The 18602-nt window shown below is 71.8% G+C and carries 20 protein-coding genes; 5 read left to right on the forward strand and 15 right to left on the reverse strand.

From position 1 onward, the window contains the following. Nucleotides 1-16: 16 nt before the first annotated feature. Complete coding sequence (locus BLT76_RS06740; protein ID WP_090852729.1) at nt 17-1144, reverse strand: glycosyltransferase family 4 protein; 1128 nt, start codon at nt 1142-1144, stop codon at nt 17-19. Nucleotides 1145-1207: 63 nt separating this feature from the next. Further along, nucleotides 1208-2164: a hypothetical protein gene (locus BLT76_RS06745; protein WP_139175437.1), complete on the reverse strand. Its 957-nt coding sequence runs from the start codon at nt 2162-2164 to the stop codon at nt 1208-1210. Nucleotides 2165-2403: 239 nt separating this feature from the next. Between BLT76_RS06745 and BLT76_RS06750 the strand changes: the two genes are divergently transcribed. The 3 genes from BLT76_RS06750 to BLT76_RS06760 all read left to right on the forward strand — a co-directional run bounded on the left by BLT76_RS06750 (nt 2404) and on the right by BLT76_RS06760 (nt 3553). Further along, nucleotides 2404-2916 (forward strand): hypothetical protein, encoded by a 513-nt coding sequence (locus tag BLT76_RS06750; protein WP_090852734.1) that lies wholly within the window; start codon nt 2404-2406, stop codon nt 2914-2916. 174 nt (nt 2917-3090) lie between these two features. After that, a complete protein-coding gene (locus tag BLT76_RS06755; protein ID WP_090852737.1) occupies nt 3091-3321 on the forward strand; it encodes a hypothetical protein in 231 nt (76 codons plus the stop codon). Between the two features lie 25 nt (nt 3322-3346). Further along, the gene (locus BLT76_RS06760) at nt 3347-3553 is read left to right on the forward strand and encodes a hypothetical protein (protein ID WP_090852740.1); all 207 of its coding nucleotides are present in this window, start codon (nt 3347-3349) and stop codon (nt 3551-3553) included. Nucleotides 3554-3568: 15 nt separating this feature from the next. Here the strand turns inward: BLT76_RS06760 and BLT76_RS25615 are convergent, their stop codons facing one another. The 5 genes from BLT76_RS25615 to BLT76_RS06785 all read right to left on the reverse strand — a co-directional run bounded on the left by BLT76_RS25615 (nt 3569) and on the right by BLT76_RS06785 (nt 9830). Continuing rightward, nucleotides 3569-4360, reverse strand: a complete 792-nt coding sequence (locus BLT76_RS25615; protein ID WP_170866961.1) for a GNAT family N-acetyltransferase — start codon at nt 4358-4360, stop codon at nt 3569-3571. A 5-nt stretch (nt 4361-4365) separates the two neighbouring features. Further along, a complete protein-coding gene (gene rlmN / locus BLT76_RS06770; RefSeq protein ID WP_090852743.1) occupies nt 4366-5511 on the reverse strand; it encodes a dual-specificity RNA methyltransferase RlmN in 1146 nt (381 codons plus the stop codon). A 209-nt stretch (nt 5512-5720) separates the two neighbouring features. Beyond that, a complete protein-coding gene (locus BLT76_RS06775; protein WP_090852745.1) occupies nt 5721-7439 on the reverse strand; it encodes a glycerol-3-phosphate dehydrogenase/oxidase in 1719 nt (572 codons plus the stop codon). Then, nucleotides 7439-8956 (reverse strand): glycerol kinase GlpK, encoded by a 1518-nt coding sequence (gene glpK / locus BLT76_RS06780; RefSeq protein ID WP_090852746.1) that lies wholly within the window; start codon nt 8954-8956, stop codon nt 7439-7441. Before glpK (BLT76_RS06780) ends, BLT76_RS06775 begins: the two co-directional genes overlap by 1 nt. 43 nt (nt 8957-8999) lie before the next feature. Beyond that, nucleotides 9000-9830, reverse strand: a complete 831-nt coding sequence (locus tag BLT76_RS06785) for an MIP/aquaporin family protein (RefSeq protein WP_244509294.1) — start codon at nt 9828-9830, stop codon at nt 9000-9002. A gap of 138 nt (nt 9831-9968) precedes the next feature. Between BLT76_RS06785 and BLT76_RS06790 the strand changes: the two genes are divergently transcribed. Together BLT76_RS06790 and glpK (BLT76_RS06795) are read left to right on the forward strand one after the other, a co-directional pair. Beyond that, complete coding sequence (locus BLT76_RS06790) at nt 9969-10727, forward strand: IclR family transcriptional regulator (protein WP_090852748.1); 759 nt, start codon at nt 9969-9971, stop codon at nt 10725-10727. Continuing rightward, on the forward strand, nt 10724-12238 hold the full coding sequence (gene glpK / locus BLT76_RS06795; protein ID WP_090852751.1) for a glycerol kinase GlpK: 1515 nt from the start codon (nt 10724-10726) through the stop codon (nt 12236-12238). The genes BLT76_RS06790 and glpK (BLT76_RS06795) overlap by 4 nt, the downstream gene beginning before the upstream one ends. Here glpK (BLT76_RS06795) and BLT76_RS06800 read toward each other — a convergent pair. The 8 genes from BLT76_RS06800 to tsf all read right to left on the reverse strand — a co-directional run bounded on the left by BLT76_RS06800 (nt 12235) and on the right by tsf (nt 18583). Then, nucleotides 12235-12585 carry a hypothetical protein gene (locus BLT76_RS06800; protein WP_090852754.1) on the reverse strand — a complete coding sequence of 117 codons (351 nt, stop codon included), beginning with the start codon at nt 12583-12585 and terminating at the stop codon, nt 12235-12237. The two genes, glpK (BLT76_RS06795) and BLT76_RS06800, sit on opposite strands and share 4 nt — an antisense overlap. After that, nucleotides 12582-12977 carry a histidine phosphatase family protein gene (locus BLT76_RS06805; RefSeq protein WP_090852759.1) on the reverse strand — a complete coding sequence of 132 codons (396 nt, stop codon included), beginning with the start codon at nt 12975-12977 and terminating at the stop codon, nt 12582-12584. Before BLT76_RS06805 ends, BLT76_RS06800 begins: the two co-directional genes overlap by 4 nt. Before the next feature lie 9 nt (nt 12978-12986). Next, nucleotides 12987-13856, reverse strand: coding sequence for a phosphatidate cytidylyltransferase (locus BLT76_RS06810; protein ID WP_090852762.1), 870 nt, complete (start codon nt 13854-13856; stop codon nt 12987-12989). Nucleotides 13857-13883: 27 nt separating this feature from the next. Then, nucleotides 13884-14438 carry a ribosome recycling factor gene (gene frr / locus BLT76_RS06815; RefSeq protein WP_211752795.1) on the reverse strand — a complete coding sequence of 185 codons (555 nt, stop codon included), beginning with the start codon at nt 14436-14438 and terminating at the stop codon, nt 13884-13886. A 58-nt stretch (nt 14439-14496) separates the two neighbouring features. After that, nucleotides 14497-15210, reverse strand: coding sequence for a UMP kinase (gene pyrH / locus BLT76_RS06820; protein ID WP_170866962.1), 714 nt, complete (start codon nt 15208-15210; stop codon nt 14497-14499). A gap of 86 nt (nt 15211-15296) precedes the next feature. After that, nucleotides 15297-16424, reverse strand: a complete 1128-nt coding sequence (locus BLT76_RS06825; protein ID WP_090852770.1) for a TFIIB-type zinc ribbon-containing protein — start codon at nt 16422-16424, stop codon at nt 15297-15299. A gap of 31 nt (nt 16425-16455) precedes the next feature. Then, on the reverse strand, nt 16456-17571 hold the full coding sequence (locus tag BLT76_RS06830; protein ID WP_090852773.1) for an SPFH domain-containing protein: 1116 nt from the start codon (nt 17569-17571) through the stop codon (nt 16456-16458). Between the two features lie 199 nt (nt 17572-17770). Next, entirely contained in the window at nt 17771-18583 is an 813-nt protein-coding gene (gene tsf / locus BLT76_RS06835; protein WP_090852777.1) for a translation elongation factor Ts, read from the reverse strand. Nucleotides 18584-18602 lie beyond the last annotated feature (19 nt).

Consider the following 18602-nt stretch of genomic DNA (forward strand, 5'->3'; position numbering starts at 1 on the left):
CCTGATCCTAGGGAGGTCAGGCAGCGAGCCGGGTCACCCGCTCGGAGGCCACGGCCCGGTAGTGCTCCACCAGCCGGTCGTTGACCGAGCGCCACGACCGGCCGTTGACGCTGCGCCGCGCGGCCAGCCCCATCCGGCGCCGGTAGAGCTGGTCGTCGGCGAGCCGCCCGACGTACGACGCCAGCTCGGCCGCGTCACCGGGCGTGTAGAGGTGGCCGGCCACCCCGTCCCGGACGACGTCGACCGGCCCGCCGGCCCGTGGCGCGACGACCGGGACCCCGGAGGCCAGGGCCTCCTGGGCCGACTGGCAGTAGGTCTCGTGGCGGCCGGTGTGCACGAACACGTCGAGGCTCGCGTACGCCGCCCCCAGCGCGTCGCCGTGCAGCACGCCGAGGAAGGCGGCGCCGGGGAGCAGGGTGCGTAACCGCTGCTCCTCCGGGCCGCCTCCGACGAGGACCAGGCGGTAGCGCGGGTCCTCGGCCAGGTGGCTCAGCAGGTCGAGCTCCTTCTCGGGCGCCAGGCGGCCGACGTACCCGACGAGCAGCCGGCCGTCGGGCGCGAGCTCCTGGCGCAGCGCGGTGGAGCGTCGTACCGGGTGGAAGGCCTGCAGGTCGACGCCGCGCGGCCACAGCACCGTGCGCGGCACGCCCAGCTCGTCGAGCTGGCGCAGGCTCGCGCTGGACGGCGCGAGGGTGAGGTCGACGCGGTGGTGGATCCGGCGGGTCAGGCCGGCCATCGCCCGGCAGCCGCCGGCGATGCCGTAGCGCTCGGCGAAGCCGACCAGGTCGGTCTGGTAGATCGCCACGGTCGGGATGCCGAGCTCGGCCGCCGCCCGCGTGGCCTGGTAGCCCAGCGTCGCCGGCGACGCCACGTGCACGACGTCGGGGCGGAAGCGGAGCATCACCGCGCGCAGCCGGCGGCGGGTCTCGAGCCCGATCCGGAAGTCGCGGTAGAAGGGCAGGCTGGCGCCCCGCGCGTGGGTCACCGGGAACCCCGCGTACGACGGCGGACCGGTCGGCGCGACCAGCTCGGCCTCGTGGCCGGTGGCGGCGAGGTGCTCGAGGACCCGGCGCACGGAGTTCGTGACGCCGTTGACCTGCGGCAGGAAGGACTCGGAGACGATCAGGACCCGGAGGTTCTCCATGGCCCGGACGCTAGGAAGCGCACCTCAACAACGGCCGAGAGTGACGTGGACGACACGTGAACCTCAGCGTGCCAGCGGGTACGCCGCACGCCGCGCGAGCGTCGCACCCACCACGGCCAGGCACACCGCGGCCGCGACCAGGTCGCTGAGCAGCTCGCTCCCCGCGGAGACCTCGACGTCGTACGGCTCGTTGAGGAACGGGGCCACCGCCCCCACCAGGAAGGCGCCGATCGCCAGGGTGGTGGTGTGGCGGGAGGTCCACCGTGTGCTCCGCGACCAGGACCCGACGAGGAGCACGACCAGGGCGATAGCGACCGCGGCGACCACCAGGGCGCCCGCGCCCTCGCCCGGCAGGTAGAGCAGGTAGGCCACGAACCCGACGACAGCCAGCGCCCAGGGCGGGGGCACCCGGGACGGGCGTGCCGGTCGGGCGGGCCACCACCACGCGACTAGCGCGAGGACGAGCACCGCCCCGAGGGCCACCGCGGTCTGCAGGGGCGCCGCCTGGAAGCCGTCCCCCTCGTCCTCCTTCACGCCGACGTGGTTGACGACGGAGGCCAGGGCGTAGACCACCGCGACCACCCCCAGCGCCCGACGCGAGAGCCACGGCTCCGTGGGCCGCTGCGACCAGGCCTCGGCGACGACGATCGGTACGGCGATGCTGGCCACGACGTGGCCGGCGAGGAAGGCGACCAGGTAGTAGAGGCTGACGTCGATCCCGGGCACGTGCACGGGGTGCTGGAAGTCGTAGCGGCCGTACGCCGGGTTGAACAGCGACTGATCGACCACGCCGGCCTGCAGCACGCCGAAGGCGGCCGCGAGCAGGAGGATCGTCGGCCACCCGCGCCCGGTACGCCGGGCCAGCTCGCGGATCAGCAGAGCCGCGCCGCCGTACAACGGGGCCAGGAAGAGCAGGATCGGCACGATCAGGGTGACCGGGAAGCCGCCCCAGGCCATCTCGGCCGACCACGGAGCGAGCAGCACGAGCACCAGCACCGGGCCCCACCGCGTCCACCTCACCCCCGCGACGCTAGGGCCGGCGATGTCGCCGGGCATCGGTCGAAGGTCGCCCCTGTCGGTGTCCGAAGTCGCGCACCCGCGGTCCGTTCTGCGCAGGGGTGCACTCCCCTGGCCGTGACTGGATAGTCGGCCCCGTGCGTGCGTTCCGCCGCGCGGGACGAACTGATCAGTCAGATGGGCGAGTGGCGACGCCGGTGCCGCACGATCCGGGGACGCCCTCGGCTCGATAGTCTGCGCACATGCTGGCCGACGGAGAGAGCGGCTCGAAGCCGCTACTCCTGCTAGATGTGGACGGGCCACTGAACCCCTGGAAGGCGAAGCGCACACCCGCCGGGTACGAAGAGCATGTCATCGAGAACTTCGGAGTTCGCCTCAACCCAGCCCATGGCCCGATGCTCCTGAGCGTTGCGGAGATCTTCGAGATCACGTGGTGCACGACTTGGAACCAAGGCGCCAACGTCGACATCGGTCCGCGGATAGGCCTGCCCAGGCTGCCAGTACTCGAATTGGATCTGGAGGATCACGAGGCTGCGCAGTTCAAATGCCCCTCTCGTCGCCAGTTCTGGAAGGTCAGCCAGGTGATAGGAGCGGTCGGCACGCGGCCGTTCGCATGGCTAGACGACGAAGTCTCGCGCTACGACCGAGCCGCGGTCCGACACCGGAAGGCCTGCCTGAGATTCGTAGACCCCGGCAAGGGTCTACGACAGAAGGACATCGACTTCATCGTCCGCTGGGCCTTGACCATCGAGTAACTCCGCTTAGCTGCCTTGCGCCACGATGCGTCACTCCGCCTGGTACGCCGCGAGCCGAGGTTCGCAGACGATCCGATCCGCCGTCAGCTCCCGCGACGAGACGGGCGTCGCCTTCCGCATCGTGGTCGCCTCAGCGGCCCGACCACGCACTGCCGGTTCCTCTAGGCTTCGGGCATGGACGAAGACCCGAAGCCGGACGTGCTGACGCTCGTCCAGGCCGCGGGTGGCGCCCTCCTCGGAGTCTGGTGGATCTCCGATGGCGTGGTGGGGCTCGGCGTCGCCTGGTTGGGGTTCGCGATCTTGTCGCTCGCCTCGTGGTTCGTACGGCGTCGGCCAGGCCGGACTCCGTGGTGGGCGCGGACCGTCTCCTGGGCCGGTGTCCGCTCGCGGCTACGTCGTGCCTGATCCGACGGCGCGAGCGCGCGTCAGCGTGAGATCTCGCGTCCTCGGGTGGTGGCGGCGCAACCCGCTCTTCGTCGTCCTGTGGGCCGGCTTCGCCGTCACCTGGGCGCTGAGGATGCCCGCGTCGTACGGATCCCGGTGGGACTCGTTCCTCGCCGATGCCGCCTGGCTCCTGCTGATCGGCTGCGGCGTCGTCGGCCTCGTGGGTCGCCGGAGCAGCAACCGAACCCGGTGACCGGTCCACCCCTGGTCAGAGCGTGAGCCGGTAGTCCCGCTCCTGCCCGTACGACGTGAAGCCGGCCCGCCGCAGGATCGGCCCGGAGGTCTCGACCCGGCCCTTGACCAGGGCCATCGACGCGTCGTGCGCGACGGCGTACTGCAGGCGGGCGGTCAGCACCGAGCGGTAGACGCCCCGGCCGCGGGCGGGCGACACGACGCCGGCGCCCCAGAGCCGGGCCACGCCGTCGACGACCGTCAGCCCTCCGGAGCCGACCGCGGAGCCGTCGACGTACGCGACGGCCGTCGAGCCCCGACCCTCGCGGTGCGCCTCGGCGGTCTCCTCGGCCAGCTCGCGCAGCCGCTCCTCGTCGGGCAGGCCCCCCTCCTCGAACGCCGCGATGCTCACCTCCAGGTGGTCGCGCGTCGTCGGCCCGTCGAGCGCCCAGCGGATCTCGACGTCCTCGGGCGCCGAGACGTCGGGCACCCCGCCGTCGAGGTCGAGCGCGAACACGTCCACGGTCTCCACGACCTCGGCGTCGAGGTCCTCCAGCGTCTCCACCAGCGCGGCCGGGGCGTCGACCCCCACCCGGACCACCAGCTCGGCGAAGCCCCAGGCCTGGACCCGGCCGGCCGCCTCGGCCAGCAGCCGGTCGACGTCGTCCTCGACGTCGGAGCCGGTCGCGGCCAGGTGCATCAGCGTCGGGGGTACGGCGAAGTAGTCCGGCCACCGGACGAGCAGCAGCTCCTCGGTGGAGTACGACGTCGCGTCGTCCGGGAACCACAGCCAGGCGGCCGACGCGGCGGCGACGTCCTCGGGCGTCACCGGAGCTACTCGGTCGCGGCCAGCTGCCCGCAGGCGCCGTCGATCTCGCTGCCGCGGGTGTCGCGGACGGTCGTGGGGATGCCCTTGGCCTCCAGCCGGCGCACGAACTCGCGCTCGTCGGCGGGGTCGGAGGCGGTCCACTTCGAGCCGGGGGTGGGGTTGAGCGGGATCAGGTTGACGTGCACCCAGCCCCAGTCGCCGTACGACTGCAGGACGTCGCCGAGCAGGTCGGCGCGCCAGGCCTGGTCGTTGATGCCGCGCATCATGGCGTACTCGATCGAGACCCGGCGCTTGGTGAACCGGGCGTAGTCCCAGGCCGCCTCGACGGTTTCGGCGACGGAGAATCGGGTGTTGATCGGGACCAGCTCGTTGCGCAGCTCGTCGTCGGGGGCGTGCAGGCTCAGCGCGAGGGTGACCGGGATGCCCTCCTCGGTCAGCTGCCTGATCCGCGGGACCAGGCCGACCGTGGACACGGTGATGCCGCGCGCGGACATCCCGAGCCCGTCGGGCGAGGAGTCGGTCATCCGTCGTACGGCGCCGATGACGGCCTTGTAGTTGGCCAGCGGCTCGCCCATGCCCATGAACACCACGTTCGAGACCCGGCCCGGCCCGCCCGGGACCTCGCCGCGGGCCATGGTGCGGTGGGCGGCGACGACCTGCTCGACGATCTCGGCGGTCGACATGTTGCGCTGCAGGCCGCCCTGGCCGGTGGCGCAGAACGGGCAGGCCATCCCACAGCCGGCCTGGCTGGAGACGCAGACCGTGGCCCGGTCGGGGTAGCGCATCAGCACCGACTCGACGAGCGCGCCGTCGAAGAGCTTCCACAGCGTCTTGCGGGTGGTGCCCTTGTCGGCCTCGAGGGTGCGCAGCGGCGTCATCAGCGTCGGCAGCAGCGCCTCGACCAGCTCGGCTCGCTGGGTGGCGGGCAGGTCGGTCATCTCGGCCGGGTCGTCGACCAGCCGGGAGAAGTAGTGGGTGGAGAGCTGCTTGGCCCGGAAGCCCGGCAGCCCGTGCTCCTCGAGCAGCGCCTTGCGGCCGGCCGCGTCGAGGTCGGCGAGGTGCCGCGGGGGCTTCTTGCGCCCGCGGGGCTCGTCGAAGACCAGCGGCAGCGTCGTGGCGCCGGCGGGCTGGTCGGGGGTGGTGTCAGCCATAACGCCTCCAGTGTCCCACCCACGACCAGCCCCCGACGAAACCCCGACGCAACCCCGACGCGACCCGGCCCACCCGCTGGTTGAGGTGCGAGCGAAGCGAGCCCCGAAACCCGGTGAGCCGACTTGCGGCCTCGATCGAGGCCGCAGGTCGGCAAGACGGGTTTCGACACGGTTGCTGCGCAACCTGCTCAACCACCGGCGGTGGCACCTCAGCTCAGCGGTACGACGTCCGCCGCGCCCAGCCGGGCCGCGTCGGCGGTGGCGTCGTCCGGCATCTGCTGGCTCTCCAGCTCGGCCGCGACCCGCTTGCGGTAGTGCTCGACCTCCAGCCGCGTCTGGTCCTCGCTCCAGCCGAGCACCTCGGCCACCAGCGCCGCGACCTCGTCCACGACGCCCACCCCGCGGTCGAAGGTCTCGATCGAGATCCGGGTCCGGCGGGTCAGCACGTCGTCGAGGTGCCGGGCGCCCTCGTGGCTGGCGGCGTAGACGACCTCGGCCCGCAGGTAGTCCGGCGCCCCGGCCAGCGCGCCGCCCAGGTCGGGCCGCTCGTCGACCAGCGCCAGCACCTCGTGGACCAGCGAGCCGTAGCGCTTCAGCAGGTGCTCGATCCACACCTCGTGCAGGCCGTGGCGGCGGGCCAGCACGTGCCGGCCGTTCCACAGTGCCTGGTAGCCCTCGGCCCCGAGGAGCGGGACGTCCTCGGTCGCCGACTCCGGGATCCGGCGGTCGAAGTGGGCCGCGAGCCCGAAGACCGCCTCGTCGACGGCGTCCTTGGCCATCACCCGGTAGGTCGTGTACTTGCCGCCCGCGACCACCACCAGGCCGGGCGCCGGGTGGCCGACCGCGTGCTCGCGGGAGAGCTTCGAGGTGGCCTCGGACTCCCCCTCCAGCAGCGGGCGGAGGCCGGCGTACACGCCCTCGACGTCGGCGCGCGTCAGCGGCGTCTCGAGCACCTCGTTGACGTGGTGGAGCAGGTAGTCGATGTCGGCCTCGCTGGCGGCGGGGTGCGACTTGTCGAGGGTCCAGTCGGTGTCGGTGGTGCCGATGATCCAGTGCCGGCCCCACGGGATCACGAACAGCACCGACTTCTCGGTCCGCAGGATCAGCCCCGACTCCGAGCGGATCCGGTCCTTGGGCACCACCAGGTGGATGCCCTTCGACGCGCGCACGTGGAACTGCCCGCGCTGCCCGCCGAGCTCCTGCGTCTCGTCGGTCCAGACGCCGGTGGCGTTGAGGACCTGCCGGGCGCGGATGGTCAGCTCCTCCCCCGACTCCAGGTCTCGTACGACGGCGCCGGTCACCCGCTCGCCCTCGCGGACCAGCGCGGTGACCCGGGTCCGCGAGGCCACGTCGGCGCCGTACGCCGCGGCGGTGCGCGCCAGGAACATCGTGTGCCGGGCGTCGTCGACCTGGGCGTCGTAGTACTGCAGCGCGCCGACCAGGGCGTCCTTGCGCAGCGACGGCACCAGCTTGCGGGCACCGCGGCGGGTCAGGTGCCGGTGCAGCGGTACGCCGGTCGGGCCGGCCGCGCGCGCCATGGCGTCGTACAGGGCGACTCCGGAGCCGGCGTAGAGCCGCTCCCAGCCGCGGTGCTTCAGCGGGTAGATGAACGGCACCGGGTGGACCAGGTGCGGCGCGAGCTTCAGCAGCATCAGGCCCCGCTCCTTGAGCGCCTCGGCGACCAGCCGGAAGTCGAGCATCTCCAGGTAGCGCAGCCCGCCGTGCATCAGCTTGCTGGAGCGGCTGGAGGTGCCCGAGGCGAAGTCGCGGGCCTCGACCAGGCCGACCCGCAGGCCGCGGGTGGCGGCGTCGAGAGCGGAGCCGGCGCCGACCACGCCGCCGCCGATGACCAGGACGTCGAGCTCCTCCTCGCTCATCCGGCGCAGCGACTCCTGGCGGAACTCCGGGGACAGGGCGATGGATCGCATCAGTCGACGTCCACCCAGTCGAGGGTGCGCTCGACGGCCTTCTGCCAGCCGGCGTACCCCTCCGCACGCTGGTCGTCGTCCCATTGCGGGGACCAGCGCTTGCCCTCGTTCCAGTTCTTGCGCAGCTCGTCGGTGTCCTTCCAGAAGCCGACGGCGAGCCCGGCAGCGTACGCCGCGCCCAGGCAGGTGGTCTCGGCCAGCACCGGACGGCTGACCTCGACCCCGAGCACGTCGGCCTGGATCTGCATGCACAGCTCGTTGGCGGTCACGCCGCCGTCGACCTTCAGCACCTCCAGCTTCACGCCCGAGTCCTTCTCCATCGCGTCCGCGACGTCCTTGGACTGGTAGCAGATCGCCTCCAGGGTGGCGCGGGCGACGTGGGCGTTGGTGTTGTAGCGGGAGAGCCCGACGATCGCGCCCCGGGCGTCGGAGCGCCAGTACGGCGCGAACAGCCCCGAGAAGGCCGGCACGAAGTAGACGCCGCCGTTGTCCTCGACCTGCCGGGCCAGCGACTCGCTCTGCGAGGCGCCCGAGATGATGCCGAGCTGGTCACGCAGCCACTGCACGGCCGAGCCGGTGACGGCGATCGAGCCCTCGAGCGCGTAGACCGGCTTGTCGTCGCCGAAGCGGTAGCAGACCGTCGTCAGCAGACCGGCCTTCGAGCGGACCAGCTCGGTGCCGGTGTTGAGCAGCATGAAGTTGCCGGTGCCGTAGGTGTTCTTGGCCTCGCCGGGCTCGAAGCAGACCTGGCCGACGGTCGCAGCCTGCTGGTCGCCGAGGATGCCGGTCAGCGGCACCTCGCCGCGGAACGGCCCGTGCGCGTCGGTCTTCCCGTAGCCCTCCGGGTCGCTGGAGGAGCGGATCTCCGGCAGCATCGCCCGCGGGATGTCGAAGAGCGCGAGCAGCTCGTCGTCCCACTCGCAGGTCTCGAGGTCCATCAGCATGGTGCGGCTGGCGTTGGTCACGTCGGTGACGTGCGACCCGCCGTCGGTGCCGCCGGTGAGGTTCCAGATCAGCCAGGAGTCCGTCGTACCGAAGAGGGCGTCGCCCTTCTCGGCCGCCGCCCGCACCCCGTCGACGTTCTCCAGGATCCACTGGATCTTGCCGCCGGCGAAGTACGTCGCCGGCGGCAGCCCGGCCCGCTCGCGGATCAGGTCGCCGTGACCGTCGCGCTCCAGCTTGGAGGCGATCTTGTCGGTACGGGTGTCCTGCCACACGATCGCGTTGTAGTACGGCCGGCCGGTGTTCTTGTCCCACACCACGGTCGTCTCGCGCTGGTTGGTGATGCCGACCGCGGCCAGGTCCGCCGCGGTCAGCCCGGCCTTGCCGAGCGCGGTCTGGATGACCGAGCGGGTGCGCTCCCAGATCTCCACCGGGTTGTGCTCGACCCAGCCGGCCTTCGGGAGGATCTGCTCGTGCTCGAGCTGGTGGCGCGCCACCTCCTCCCCCGCGTGGTCGAAGATCATGAAGCGGGTGCTGGTGGTGCCCTGGTCGACGGCGCCTACGTAGGTCGTCACGGTTCCTCCTGTGCTGGTGGTGGGTCGCGGTGGACGGTGCTGCTCAGCTGCGGGCGGGGACGGGCTCGCTGACGGCCTCGTCCTCGTCCTCGTCGAGCGCGGGGTCGGTGAGGTGGTTCTCGATGAGGACCTTGAACAGGAACCCGCCGATCAGGCCGCCGATGATCGGGGCGACGATTGGCAACCAGAAGTAGAGATCCCCGTTCTGGTCGTTCATCGCGCCGCCGTACCCGGTGATCAGGGAGGCCAGGCGCGGGCCGAAGTCGCGCGCCGGGTTGATCGCGTAGCCGGCGTTGGCGCCCCAGGCCATGCCGATCGCCACGACCAGCAGGCCGACGACGACGGGGCCGAGGTTGGCCATGGGCGGGTTGTTCCACGCGGTGGTGACGGCGAAGATCACGAACACCAGGATCGCGGTGCCGATGACCTGGTCGAGGAACGCCGTCGAGATGCTCACGTCGGCGCCGCCGTTGCCGGGCAGCGTCGAGAAGATGCCCTGGGTGGCGATGGTGTGGTCGGGGTCGACCGCGCCGATGAGGTCGGCGTACGACGCCCGCACCAGGAGGGCGGCCACGAAGGCGCCCAGCGTCTGGGCGAGGACGTACGGCGCCACCTTGCGCCACTCGAAGCCCTTGAAGGCGGCGAGCGCGATGGTGACGGCCGGGTTGAGGTGGGCGCCGGAGATGCGGGCGGCGACGTAGACACCGAGCGTCACGCCGAGCCCCCAGGCCCAGGCGATCGAGTCGTGGTCGCCGAGGCTGCCGTCGCTGCTGGTGGTCACCTGGGCGACCACGCCGCAGCCGAAGAGGATCAGGATCATCGTCCCGGCGAACTCCGCGCACAGCTCCCCGAGGAGCGGCCGTTGCTTGGTCACGGTGTGGGTCCTTTCCCGAGGGGCGTCCGAGTGACGCCCACCACACAGTGCCCGCTGGCTGCGTCGATCACCACACGCGTCATTCGACATCGCCGAACGACTGATCGACGATGTCGAACGGTCTCGTAGGCTGGTGCCATGGCCGGCACCATCCAGTCGATCGAGCGCGCCGCCGCCGTCCTGCACCTCCTGGGCGCGGTCGGCGAGCCGGTGCCGCTCGGCGAGCTGGCCCGCACCCTCGACCTGCCCAAGCCCACCGTCCACGGGATCACCCGCACGCTGGTCGAGGTCGGCTTCGTCGTCCAGGACCCCGAGACCGGGCACTACGCGCTGGGCCGCGGCCTGCGCGACCTGGGGGCGCGTCTGGATCCCCACCTGCTCCGGGCGCGGGCGGTCAACTGGGCCGACGGCCTGGCGGCCCGCACCGGTCTGGAGGTGCAGCTCGGCATCCTCAGCGGCACCACGGTCGAGATCGTCCACCACGTCTTCCGCCCCGACGGCTCACCCCAGCGGCTGCGCACCGGCGAGATCCAGCCGCTGCACGCCAGCGCGCTCGGGCAGGTGCTGCTCGCCTTCTCCCCCACCAGCTCCCGGCTGCGCAACCTGGAGCTGCCCGTGCACACCCCCGCGACGCTGACCAGCCGGCTGGAGCTCACCCGCGTCGTGCAGTCCGTACGACGCCAGGGCTGGGCCCACGTGGACGGGGCGCTCCGACCGGGGGTGGCCGCCGTCGCCGCGCCGGTGCGCCACCACCTCGGCATCGGGGTGGGCGCCCTCGGCGTCGTCGGCCCCCGCGAGTGGGTCATCGGCCCGGACGGCGCCCCGCGGGCCGGCCTCGCCGAGCAGGTCACCGCCAGCGCCGAGGCCATCGCCGCCACCCTCCAGGAGCGCCTGTGACCGGTTCCCGCTCGTACGTCGCCGCCCTCGACCAGGGCACCACCTCGACCCGCTGCCTGGTCTTCGACCACGCCGGCCGGATGGTGGCGGCGGCCCAGCACGAGCACCGCCAGCACTACCCGCAGCCGGGCTGGGCGGAGCACGACGCCGCCGAGATCTGGCAGAACTGCCTGCGGGTGCTGCCCGAGGCCCTGGCCTCGGCCGGCCTGGTCCCCGGCGACCTGGCCGCTCTCGGCATCGCCAACCAGCGTGAGACCACGGTCGTGTGGGACCGCACCACCGGCCGTCCGGTGGCACCGGCCATCACCTGGCAGGACACCCGGGGCGCCGAGATCGCCGCCCAGCTCGCCGACGGGCCGACCGGAGACCTGTTCGAGGAGGTGTGCGGGATGCGCCCGGCCGGCTACTTCTCCGCGCCCCGGCTGCGCTGGCTCCTCGACCACGTTCCGGGCCTGCAGCGCCGCGCCCGCACCGGCGAGATCGCCTTCGGGACCATGGAGAGCTGGCTGATCTGGAACCTCACCGGTGGCCCCGACGGCGGCGTCCACGTCACCGACGTGACCAACGCCAGCCGCACCCTGCTGGCCGACGTGCGCACCCTGCAGTGGGACCAGCGGCTGCTCGACGTGCTCGACGTCCCCGTCGAGCTGCTCCCCGAGATCCGCCCCAACGCCCAGGTGTACGGCGAGTGCCGGGTCGGCCTGCCCGGCGTCCCGATCGGCGGCGCGTTCGGCGACCAGCAGGCGGCCCTGTTCGGCCAGACCTGCTTCGCCACCGGCGAGGCCAAGTGCACCTACGGCACCGGCGCGTTCCTGCTGATGAACACCGGCGACCAGATCACCCGGTCCGACCACGGGCTGCTCTCGACCGTCGCCTACCAGCTGGAGGGCCAGCCGACGGCGTACGCGACCGAGGGCTCGATCGCGGTCGCCGGCTCCCTGGTCCAGTGGTTCCGCGACTCGCTCGAGATGATCGGGTCCGCCCCCGAGATCGAGACCCTGGCCCGGCGGGTCGAGGACAACGGCGGCTGCTACATCGTCCCGGCCTTCGCGGGGCTGTTCGCACCGCGCTGGGACCCCGACGCCCGCGGAGTGGTGGTCGGGCTGACGTCGTACGTGACCAAGGCGCACCTGGCCCGGGCCGTCCTCGAGGCCACCGGCTGGCAGACGGCCGAGGTCGTCGAGGCGATGGCGGCCGACACCGGGATCGCCTTCACCCGGCTGCGCGTCGACGGCGGCATGACCTCGAACCACCTGCTCATGCAGTTCGTCTCCGACGTGCTCGGCGTCCCCGTGGAGCGCCCGCTGGTCTCGGAGTCGGTCTCCCTGGGGGCGGCGTACGCCGCCGGGCTGGCCGTCGGCTACTGGCCCGACCTCGAGGTCCTGCGCGGCAACTGGCACCGCGCCGCGACCTGGGAGCCCGCGATGAGCCCGGCCGTGCGCGAGCGGGAGCGGGCGGCCTGGGGCCGGGCGGTGGAGCGGACGCTCGGGTGGGAGCGTGGCGACGCCTAGGCGTCGGTGCTGTAGAGGATCCAGAGGACCAGGCCGGCGGAGGCGAGCACGACCACCGCGGTCGTGACGATGCCGACCAGCATGAACCGGCCGAACCGGCGGGTCCGTGGCGCGACCACCAGTCCGATCGGGATGCCCAGGGTGACCAGCACCAGCGGGAACAGCTCCTCGGCCGTGTCGGTGTCGACCAGCACGCTGAGCAGGGCGGCGTACACGCCGGGCACCAGGATGACGAAGAGCAGGCCGGTGAAGAAGCCCGACAGCGACGCGAAGGTCGGGTGGTCGCGGTGCCGCCAGCTGGGCTCGCGCTCCGCCGACGCGCCGGCCGACTCGTCCACGGTGCTCACCCGGCCGACCCTAGGGCATCCGGAAGCTCGATCACGCCCGGCGTGCCGAGCGGCTCGGCGACGGCTCCCGCGAGCGCGACCCAGGCGCTCCGGTGGCCGACGAGCACCAGGTCGCGGCCCGGGTTCTCGCGCTGTAGACCGGCCACGGTGCCGGCGACCCGCTCGCGCAGCGCGACCGCGGGCTCGTCGGGTCCGCTGTCCCGCAGGCCCGGCAGGATCCCGGCGTCGGCCTCGGTCAGCAGCTGGCAGGTCGCCACCGTGGCCGGCTCCGGCGCGCAGAACCAGGCCGCGCCCTGCGGGAGGCGGTCCCGCAGCGCCCAGACGTCGTCGAAGCCGGCCGGGTCGAGCTCGTCGCCGAGCAGCCGGCCGTGGCGGACCAGGAAGACGGTCACCGGTCCGGCTCAGAAGACCAGGTAGTGCAGCAGCAGCCAGATCGGGGCGACCGTCGCGAGCAGCGAGTCGAGCCGGTCCATCAGGCCGCCGTGGCCGGGGACCACCTGGCTCATGTCCTTGATGCCGAGGTCGCGCTTGATGACGGACTCGCACAGGTCGCCGAGGGTCGCCATCACGACCGTGATCAGGCCGAGCGCCAGCCCGACCCACCAGTCGCCGTCGAGCAGGTAGACCACCAGCGCCCACCCGGCGATCAGGCAGAAGACGACCGAGCCGCCGAAGCCCTCCCAGGACTTCTTGGGCGAGATGACCGGGGCCATCGGGTGCTTGCCGAACAGCACGCCGGCGACGTACCCGCCGGTGTCGGAGGCGACGGTGATCGCGATGAAGGTGATGATCCCCTGCACGCCCGGGTCGTCGAGCCCGCTGGCGTTGACGCCCCCGCCCTCGGAGAGGAGCAGCGCCACGAACGAGCCGAGGAACGGGACGTAGATCAGGGTGAAGACCGACGCGGTGGCGTTCTGGACGTAGCCGTCGATGCCGCGCTGGAGCAGCCACAGCATGGTCATCAGCGCGGCGACGGCCGTCGCCGTCACCAGGGCCGGCGCGCCCCAGAAGTAGGCGACCACGACCATCACGACGCCGCCGACCATCAGGGGCTGCTCGGGCAGGTCGATGCCCTTCGCGCCGAACCCGCGGTGCAGCTCCCAGATGGCGACGACCACGGCGATCGCCACGATCACCATGAACGCCGTCTTCCAGAACAGCAGCGACAGCAGGATCGCGCCGACGAGGACGAAGGCGGAGGTGAAGGCGGCGCGCAGGTCGCGCCCGGCGCGGCCGTGGTCCTTCGGCGGCGCGGGGGTGGGAACGGTCATCGGGTGAGCCGTGCGAGCGGGAGGTCGTCAGACCTCCAGCAGCTCGGCCTCCTTGTTCTTCAGCAGCTCGTCAATCACGTCGGTGTGCTTCTTGGTCACGCCGTCGAGCCGCTTCTCGGCACCGGTGACGTCGTCCTTGCCGACCTCGCCGTCCTTCTCGAGCTTCTCCAGGTTCTGCTTGGCGGTACGGCGCAGGTTGCGCACCGCGACCCGGCCGTCCTCGGCCTTGGCCCGCGCGACCTTGATGTACTCCTTGCGCCGCTCCTCGGTGAGCTCCGGGAAGTTGCAGCGCAGCATCTTGCCGTCGTTGGACGGGTTGACGCCGAGGTCGGAGTCACGGATCGCGCGCTCGATGTTGCCGATCGCCCCGATGTCGTAGGGCTGGATCAGGATGATTCGGGCCTCGGGCGCGGTGAAGGAGGCCAGCTGCTGCAGCGGCGTCGGCGAGCCGTAGTAGTCGACGACGATCTTGCTGAACATGCTCGGGTGGGCGCGGCCGGCGCGGATCGCCGCGAACTCCTCGCGGGTCGCCTCGACCGACTTGGACATCTTGCCGTCGGCCTCGTTGAGGATGTCGTTGATCACGGCTGCTCCTGTTGCTCGGTTCGTGCGCTCGTCGTGGTGGGGGCGGTGCGGGACGTCAGCCCGCGCTCACCAGCGTGCCGATCTTCTCACCCTGGACGACCCGGAGGATGTTTCCCTCGGGCTCCATGCCGAAGACGACCATGGGCAGCTTGTTCTCGCCGCACAGCGCGAACGCGGTCTGGTCCATGATCCGCAGGCCGCGGGTGATCGCCTCGGCGTAGGTGAGGTCGTCGAACTTGGTGGCCGTCGGGTCGAGCTTCGGGTCGGCCGTGTAGACGCCGTCGACGCCGCTCTTGGCGACCAGGACGACGTCGCACTTCGACTCCAGCGCCCGCTGGACGGCGACGGTGTCGGTGGAGAAGAAGGGCATGCCCATGCCGGCGCCGAAGATGACGACCCGGCCCTTCTCCATGTGCCGGATGGCCCGGCGCGGGATGTAGGGCTCCGCGACCTGGCCCATCGTGATGGCCGTCTGGACCCGGGTCTCGACGCCCATCTTCTCCAGGAAGTCCTGGAGGGCCAGGCAGTTCATGACGATGCCGAGCATGCCCATGTAGTCGGCCCGCACGCGATCCATGCCGCGCTGCTGGAGCTCGGCACCGCGGAAGAAGTTGCCGCCGCCCGTGACGACGGCGATCTGCACCCCGGCCCGGGCCACCTCCGCGATCTCCGCGGCGATCTTCTGCACGACGTCGGGGTCGACGCCGACGTTGCCGCCGCCGAACACCTCGCCCGAGAGCTTCAGGAGCACGCGCTTGTACCCGGTCACCGAGGACCTCCCTGGTCGACGTCGAAGGTCGGACCGGGCGCGCACGCGCGGCCCGGCCACCGGGAGCAACCTATCGGATGACCGGGCTACGGGCTGGAGGAGGTGCTGCCGGAGGTCGTCAGGACGATGGCGACGATCACACCAATCACCACCAGGGCGGCGAGCACGGCCGCGACGATCTTCGGCACGCTCCAGGGACGATCCCCGACGACCTCGCCGGTGTTGGCGTTGACCATCACCTGCCAGGTCTTGCCGCCGTAGAGGTAGGTGGCGATCCACAGGGGCATCAGCACCAGCTTGAACATGGCCTGCGAGTAGGTCACGTCCATGTCGGACACCCGCTGCTCGTCGCCGCCGATGTCGTGCTCGCAGTCGTCCTCGATGACCCGCTGCATCTGCTGGCGGGCGTTGTTCGAGCCCGCCTGCGGGTCGACGTCGTACCGGAGAGCGGAGTAGCCGGTGAGGTACTCCTGCTGGAAGGGCCGGGCGTCCTCCAGGCGCCAGGGGCCCATCTTGTCGAGCTTCTTGCGGTCGAGCCGCTCGGTGCCGGCCACCAGCACGTCGTCGAACGAGCGGGCGACGTGGCCGGACGCGTGGCTCCAGCGGGTACGCCGCTCCTGCCGCGTCTCGGTGCGGGTGCCGCCCTTGCCGTCGGAGACCTGGTGGCTGACCGTGACGTAGTAGTAGTCGCCGCGCTGGCCCTCGTAGTCGGTCTCGGTGTGGGCGTCGTAGGTCCAGTGCGGGACGTAGGTGCCCTGCAGCCCCTCGGTCGACCCGACCTTCTTCAGCGCGTTGGGCGCGAAGCGGCGCGAGCCGACCCACTTCTTGAACTCCTCGCGGGCAGCGCGCTGGTCGACGTGGAACGGCACGACCGCCTCGGGCGCCACCAGCCCCTCGGGGCGGTCCACCGCGATCAGCGCGCCCCCGCAGAACTGGCAGGTCCCGGCCAGGTCGGCGGTCTCGGTGCTGGCCCCGCAGCCCTGGCAGCGCAGCACGTGGGCGCCGAGCTGGGCGACCTGCACGTCGCCGTGCTTGCCCACCCACTCGTCGAACGAGTGCTCGCGGATGGTCGCCGTGGACGCGGCGATCTCCAGCTGGGTGCCGCACGAGCCGCACCTCAGCGTCGTCGTACCGGGCGCGTACGACGTCTGCGCGCCACAGCTCGGGCAGGTCGAGCTGAGCGGCGCGAGCGCCGCGGGGGTCTCCTCGGACATGGTGCTCTGGGTGCTCTCTGGGTCGGAGGGGTCAGGCCTGCGGCGGCAGCGGCGGCGGCGTGGCGGCGAACAGGCCCTGGAGCTCGGGCAGCTCGGACGCGGCGGTCCAGGCACCCATGCCCTGCTGCCAGACCAGGGTGGTCGGGGTGAGCTCGCCGGTGGCGACCTTCGCGGGCAGGTCGCCCACGGCCAGCGGACCGACCTGCGCTCCCCCGACGGCCAGGAACCACGGCTGCGCGGCACCGGGGACCGGCGGCGGCCCGGCGGCTGCCGGAGCGGCCGCCGCGGGCTGCTGGGGCGCCAGGGAGTCGGCCATCTGGCGGCCCAGCGCCATGCCGACGCCGAGGCCCAGGCCCTCGCCCGCACCACCCGGGTTGTTGGCCGCGTCGCCGATGGCCTCCGCCGCCTGGAACTTGGCGTACTGGTCGAGGTTGCCGAGCACGCCCATCTGGGTGCGCTTGTCGAGCGCCTCCTCCACCTCGGGCGGCAGGGAGATGTTCTCGATGATGAAGCGCGGGATGGCGATGCCGAAGTCGGCGAGGTTCGTGGTCAGCGTGCCGGCCAGGGTGGCGGCGATGGTCTGCTGGTTGGCAGCGAGGTCGAGCATCGGCAGGTTGGAGTTGGCGAGCGCCGTACCGACCTGGCTGACGATGTTCTGGCGGAGGAACTCGGAGACCTCGTCGGTGCGGAACTGCGGGTCGGTGCCGACCAGCTGGCGCAGCAGCTTGGCGGCGTCGGTGACCTGCAGCGAGTAGGTGCCGAAGGCCCGCAGGCGGACCATGCCGAACTCGGCGTCGCGGATGGTGACGGGGTTCTGGGTGCCCCACTTCATGTCGGTGTACTGGCGCATCCCGACGAAGTAGACCTCGGCCTTGAACGGGCTGTTGAAGCCGTACTTCCACCCCTTGAGGGTGGACAGGATCGGGAGGTTCTTCGTCTCCAGCGTGTAGGTGCCGGGCGTGAACACGTCGGCGATCTGACCCTCGTTCTCGAAGACCGCCACCTGCCCCTCGCGGACCACGAGCTGGGCGTTCATCTTGATCTCGTTGCCCTGGCGCGGGAAGCGCCACACGAGGGTGTCGCGACTGTCGTCGAGGAACTCGACGATGTCGATGAACTGGCCGCGCACCTTGTCGAACAGACCCATGGGTTCCCCTAGCGACGCCGATCTCCGCGACCCCGACGGCCGCACCGGGACACTACTCGACCGCGGCGCCCCCGAGATGACGAATGCACAGCTCGCCTCCTGGGGAGGTCCGGTCCAGCAACGCCGCGAGGCCGGGCCGGAGCTCTCGCTCCGGCCCGGCCTCGGGGGTGCTGCTGGGTGCTACGGGTGGTGCCTCGGATCAGGCGCCGACCTCGAAGCGGGCGAACCGCTTCAGGGTGGTGCCGGCCTCGTCGAGGACCGCCTTGACCGACTTCTTGTTCTCGGTCACCGACGGCTGCTCCAGGAGCACGACGTCCTTGAAGAAGCCGTTGAGCCGACCCTCGGTGATCTTGGCGATCGCCTGCTCGGGCTTGCCCTCCTCGCGCGAGGTGGCCTCGGCGATCTCGCGCTCCTTGGCGACGATGTCGGCGGGGACCTCGTCACGGGTGAGGTACTGCGGGCGCATCGCGGCGACCTGCATCGCGGCGGCGCGAGCAGCGTCGGCGTCGCCGTCGTACTCGACCAGGACGCCGACGGCGGGCGGCAGGTCGGCGGCACGCTTGTGCAGGTAGGCGACGACCGGGCCGTCGAAGTGGACGTACTGGCCCAGCTCGATCTTCTCGCCGATCGAGACCGCGAGGGCGTCGACGATGTTGCCGACGGTCTGGCCGTCGATCTCGATCGCCTTGAGGGCCTCGACGTCGGCGGCCTTGGACTCGGACGCGGCGTCGGCGATCTTCTGCGCGGTCGCGACGAAGTCGTCACCCTTGGCGACGAAGTCGGTCTCGCACTTCAGCTCGACCAGGACGCCGGCGGAGTGGGCGACCAGACCGGCCGACGCCTCACGCTCGGCGGCGCGCTCGGCCATCTTCTTGCCACCCTTGATCCGCAGGATCTCGACGGCCTTGTCGAAGTCGCCGTCGGCCTCGGTGAGGGCCTTCTTGCAGTCCATCATGCCGGCGCCGGTGAGCTCACGGAGCTTCTTGACGTCGGCGGCGGAGATGTTCGCCATGTGTCTCTTCCTCTGGGTC

The organism is Nocardioides lianchengensis (assembly GCF_900101465.1).
Taxonomy (GTDB): domain Bacteria; phylum Actinomycetota; class Actinomycetes; order Propionibacteriales; family Nocardioidaceae; genus Nocardioides; species Nocardioides lianchengensis.

What these genes read in the sequence shown, in the direction of transcription:
- BLT76_RS06740 (WP_090852729.1), bottom strand. Translation starts at nt 1,144, where the DNA reads ATGGAGAACCTCCGGGTCCTGATCGTCTCCGAGTCCTTCCTGCCGCAG.
- BLT76_RS06750 (WP_090852734.1), top strand. Translation starts at nt 2,404, where the DNA reads ATGCTGGCCGACGGAGAGAGCGGCTCGAAGCCGCTACTCCTGCTAGAT.
- BLT76_RS06755 (WP_090852737.1), top strand. Translation starts at nt 3,091, where the DNA reads ATGGACGAAGACCCGAAGCCGGACGTGCTGACGCTCGTCCAGGCCGCG.
- rlmN (WP_090852743.1), bottom strand. Translation starts at nt 5,511, where the DNA reads ATGGCTGACACCACCCCCGACCAGCCCGCCGGCGCCACGACGCTGCCG.
- BLT76_RS06775 (WP_090852745.1), bottom strand. Translation starts at nt 7,439, where the DNA reads ATGCGATCCATCGCCCTGTCCCCGGAGTTCCGCCAGGAGTCGCTGCGC.
- BLT76_RS06790 (WP_090852748.1), top strand. Translation starts at nt 9,969, where the DNA reads ATGGCCGGCACCATCCAGTCGATCGAGCGCGCCGCCGCCGTCCTGCAC.
- BLT76_RS06810 (WP_090852762.1), bottom strand. Translation starts at nt 13,856, where the DNA reads ATGACCGTTCCCACCCCCGCGCCGCCGAAGGACCACGGCCGCGCCGGG.
- BLT76_RS06825 (WP_090852770.1), bottom strand. Translation starts at nt 16,424, where the DNA reads ATGTCCGAGGAGACCCCCGCGGCGCTCGCGCCGCTCAGCTCGACCTGC.
- BLT76_RS06830 (WP_090852773.1), bottom strand. Translation starts at nt 17,571, where the DNA reads ATGGGTCTGTTCGACAAGGTGCGCGGCCAGTTCATCGACATCGTCGAG.
- tsf (WP_090852777.1), bottom strand. Translation starts at nt 18,583, where the DNA reads ATGGCGAACATCTCCGCCGCCGACGTCAAGAAGCTCCGTGAGCTCACC.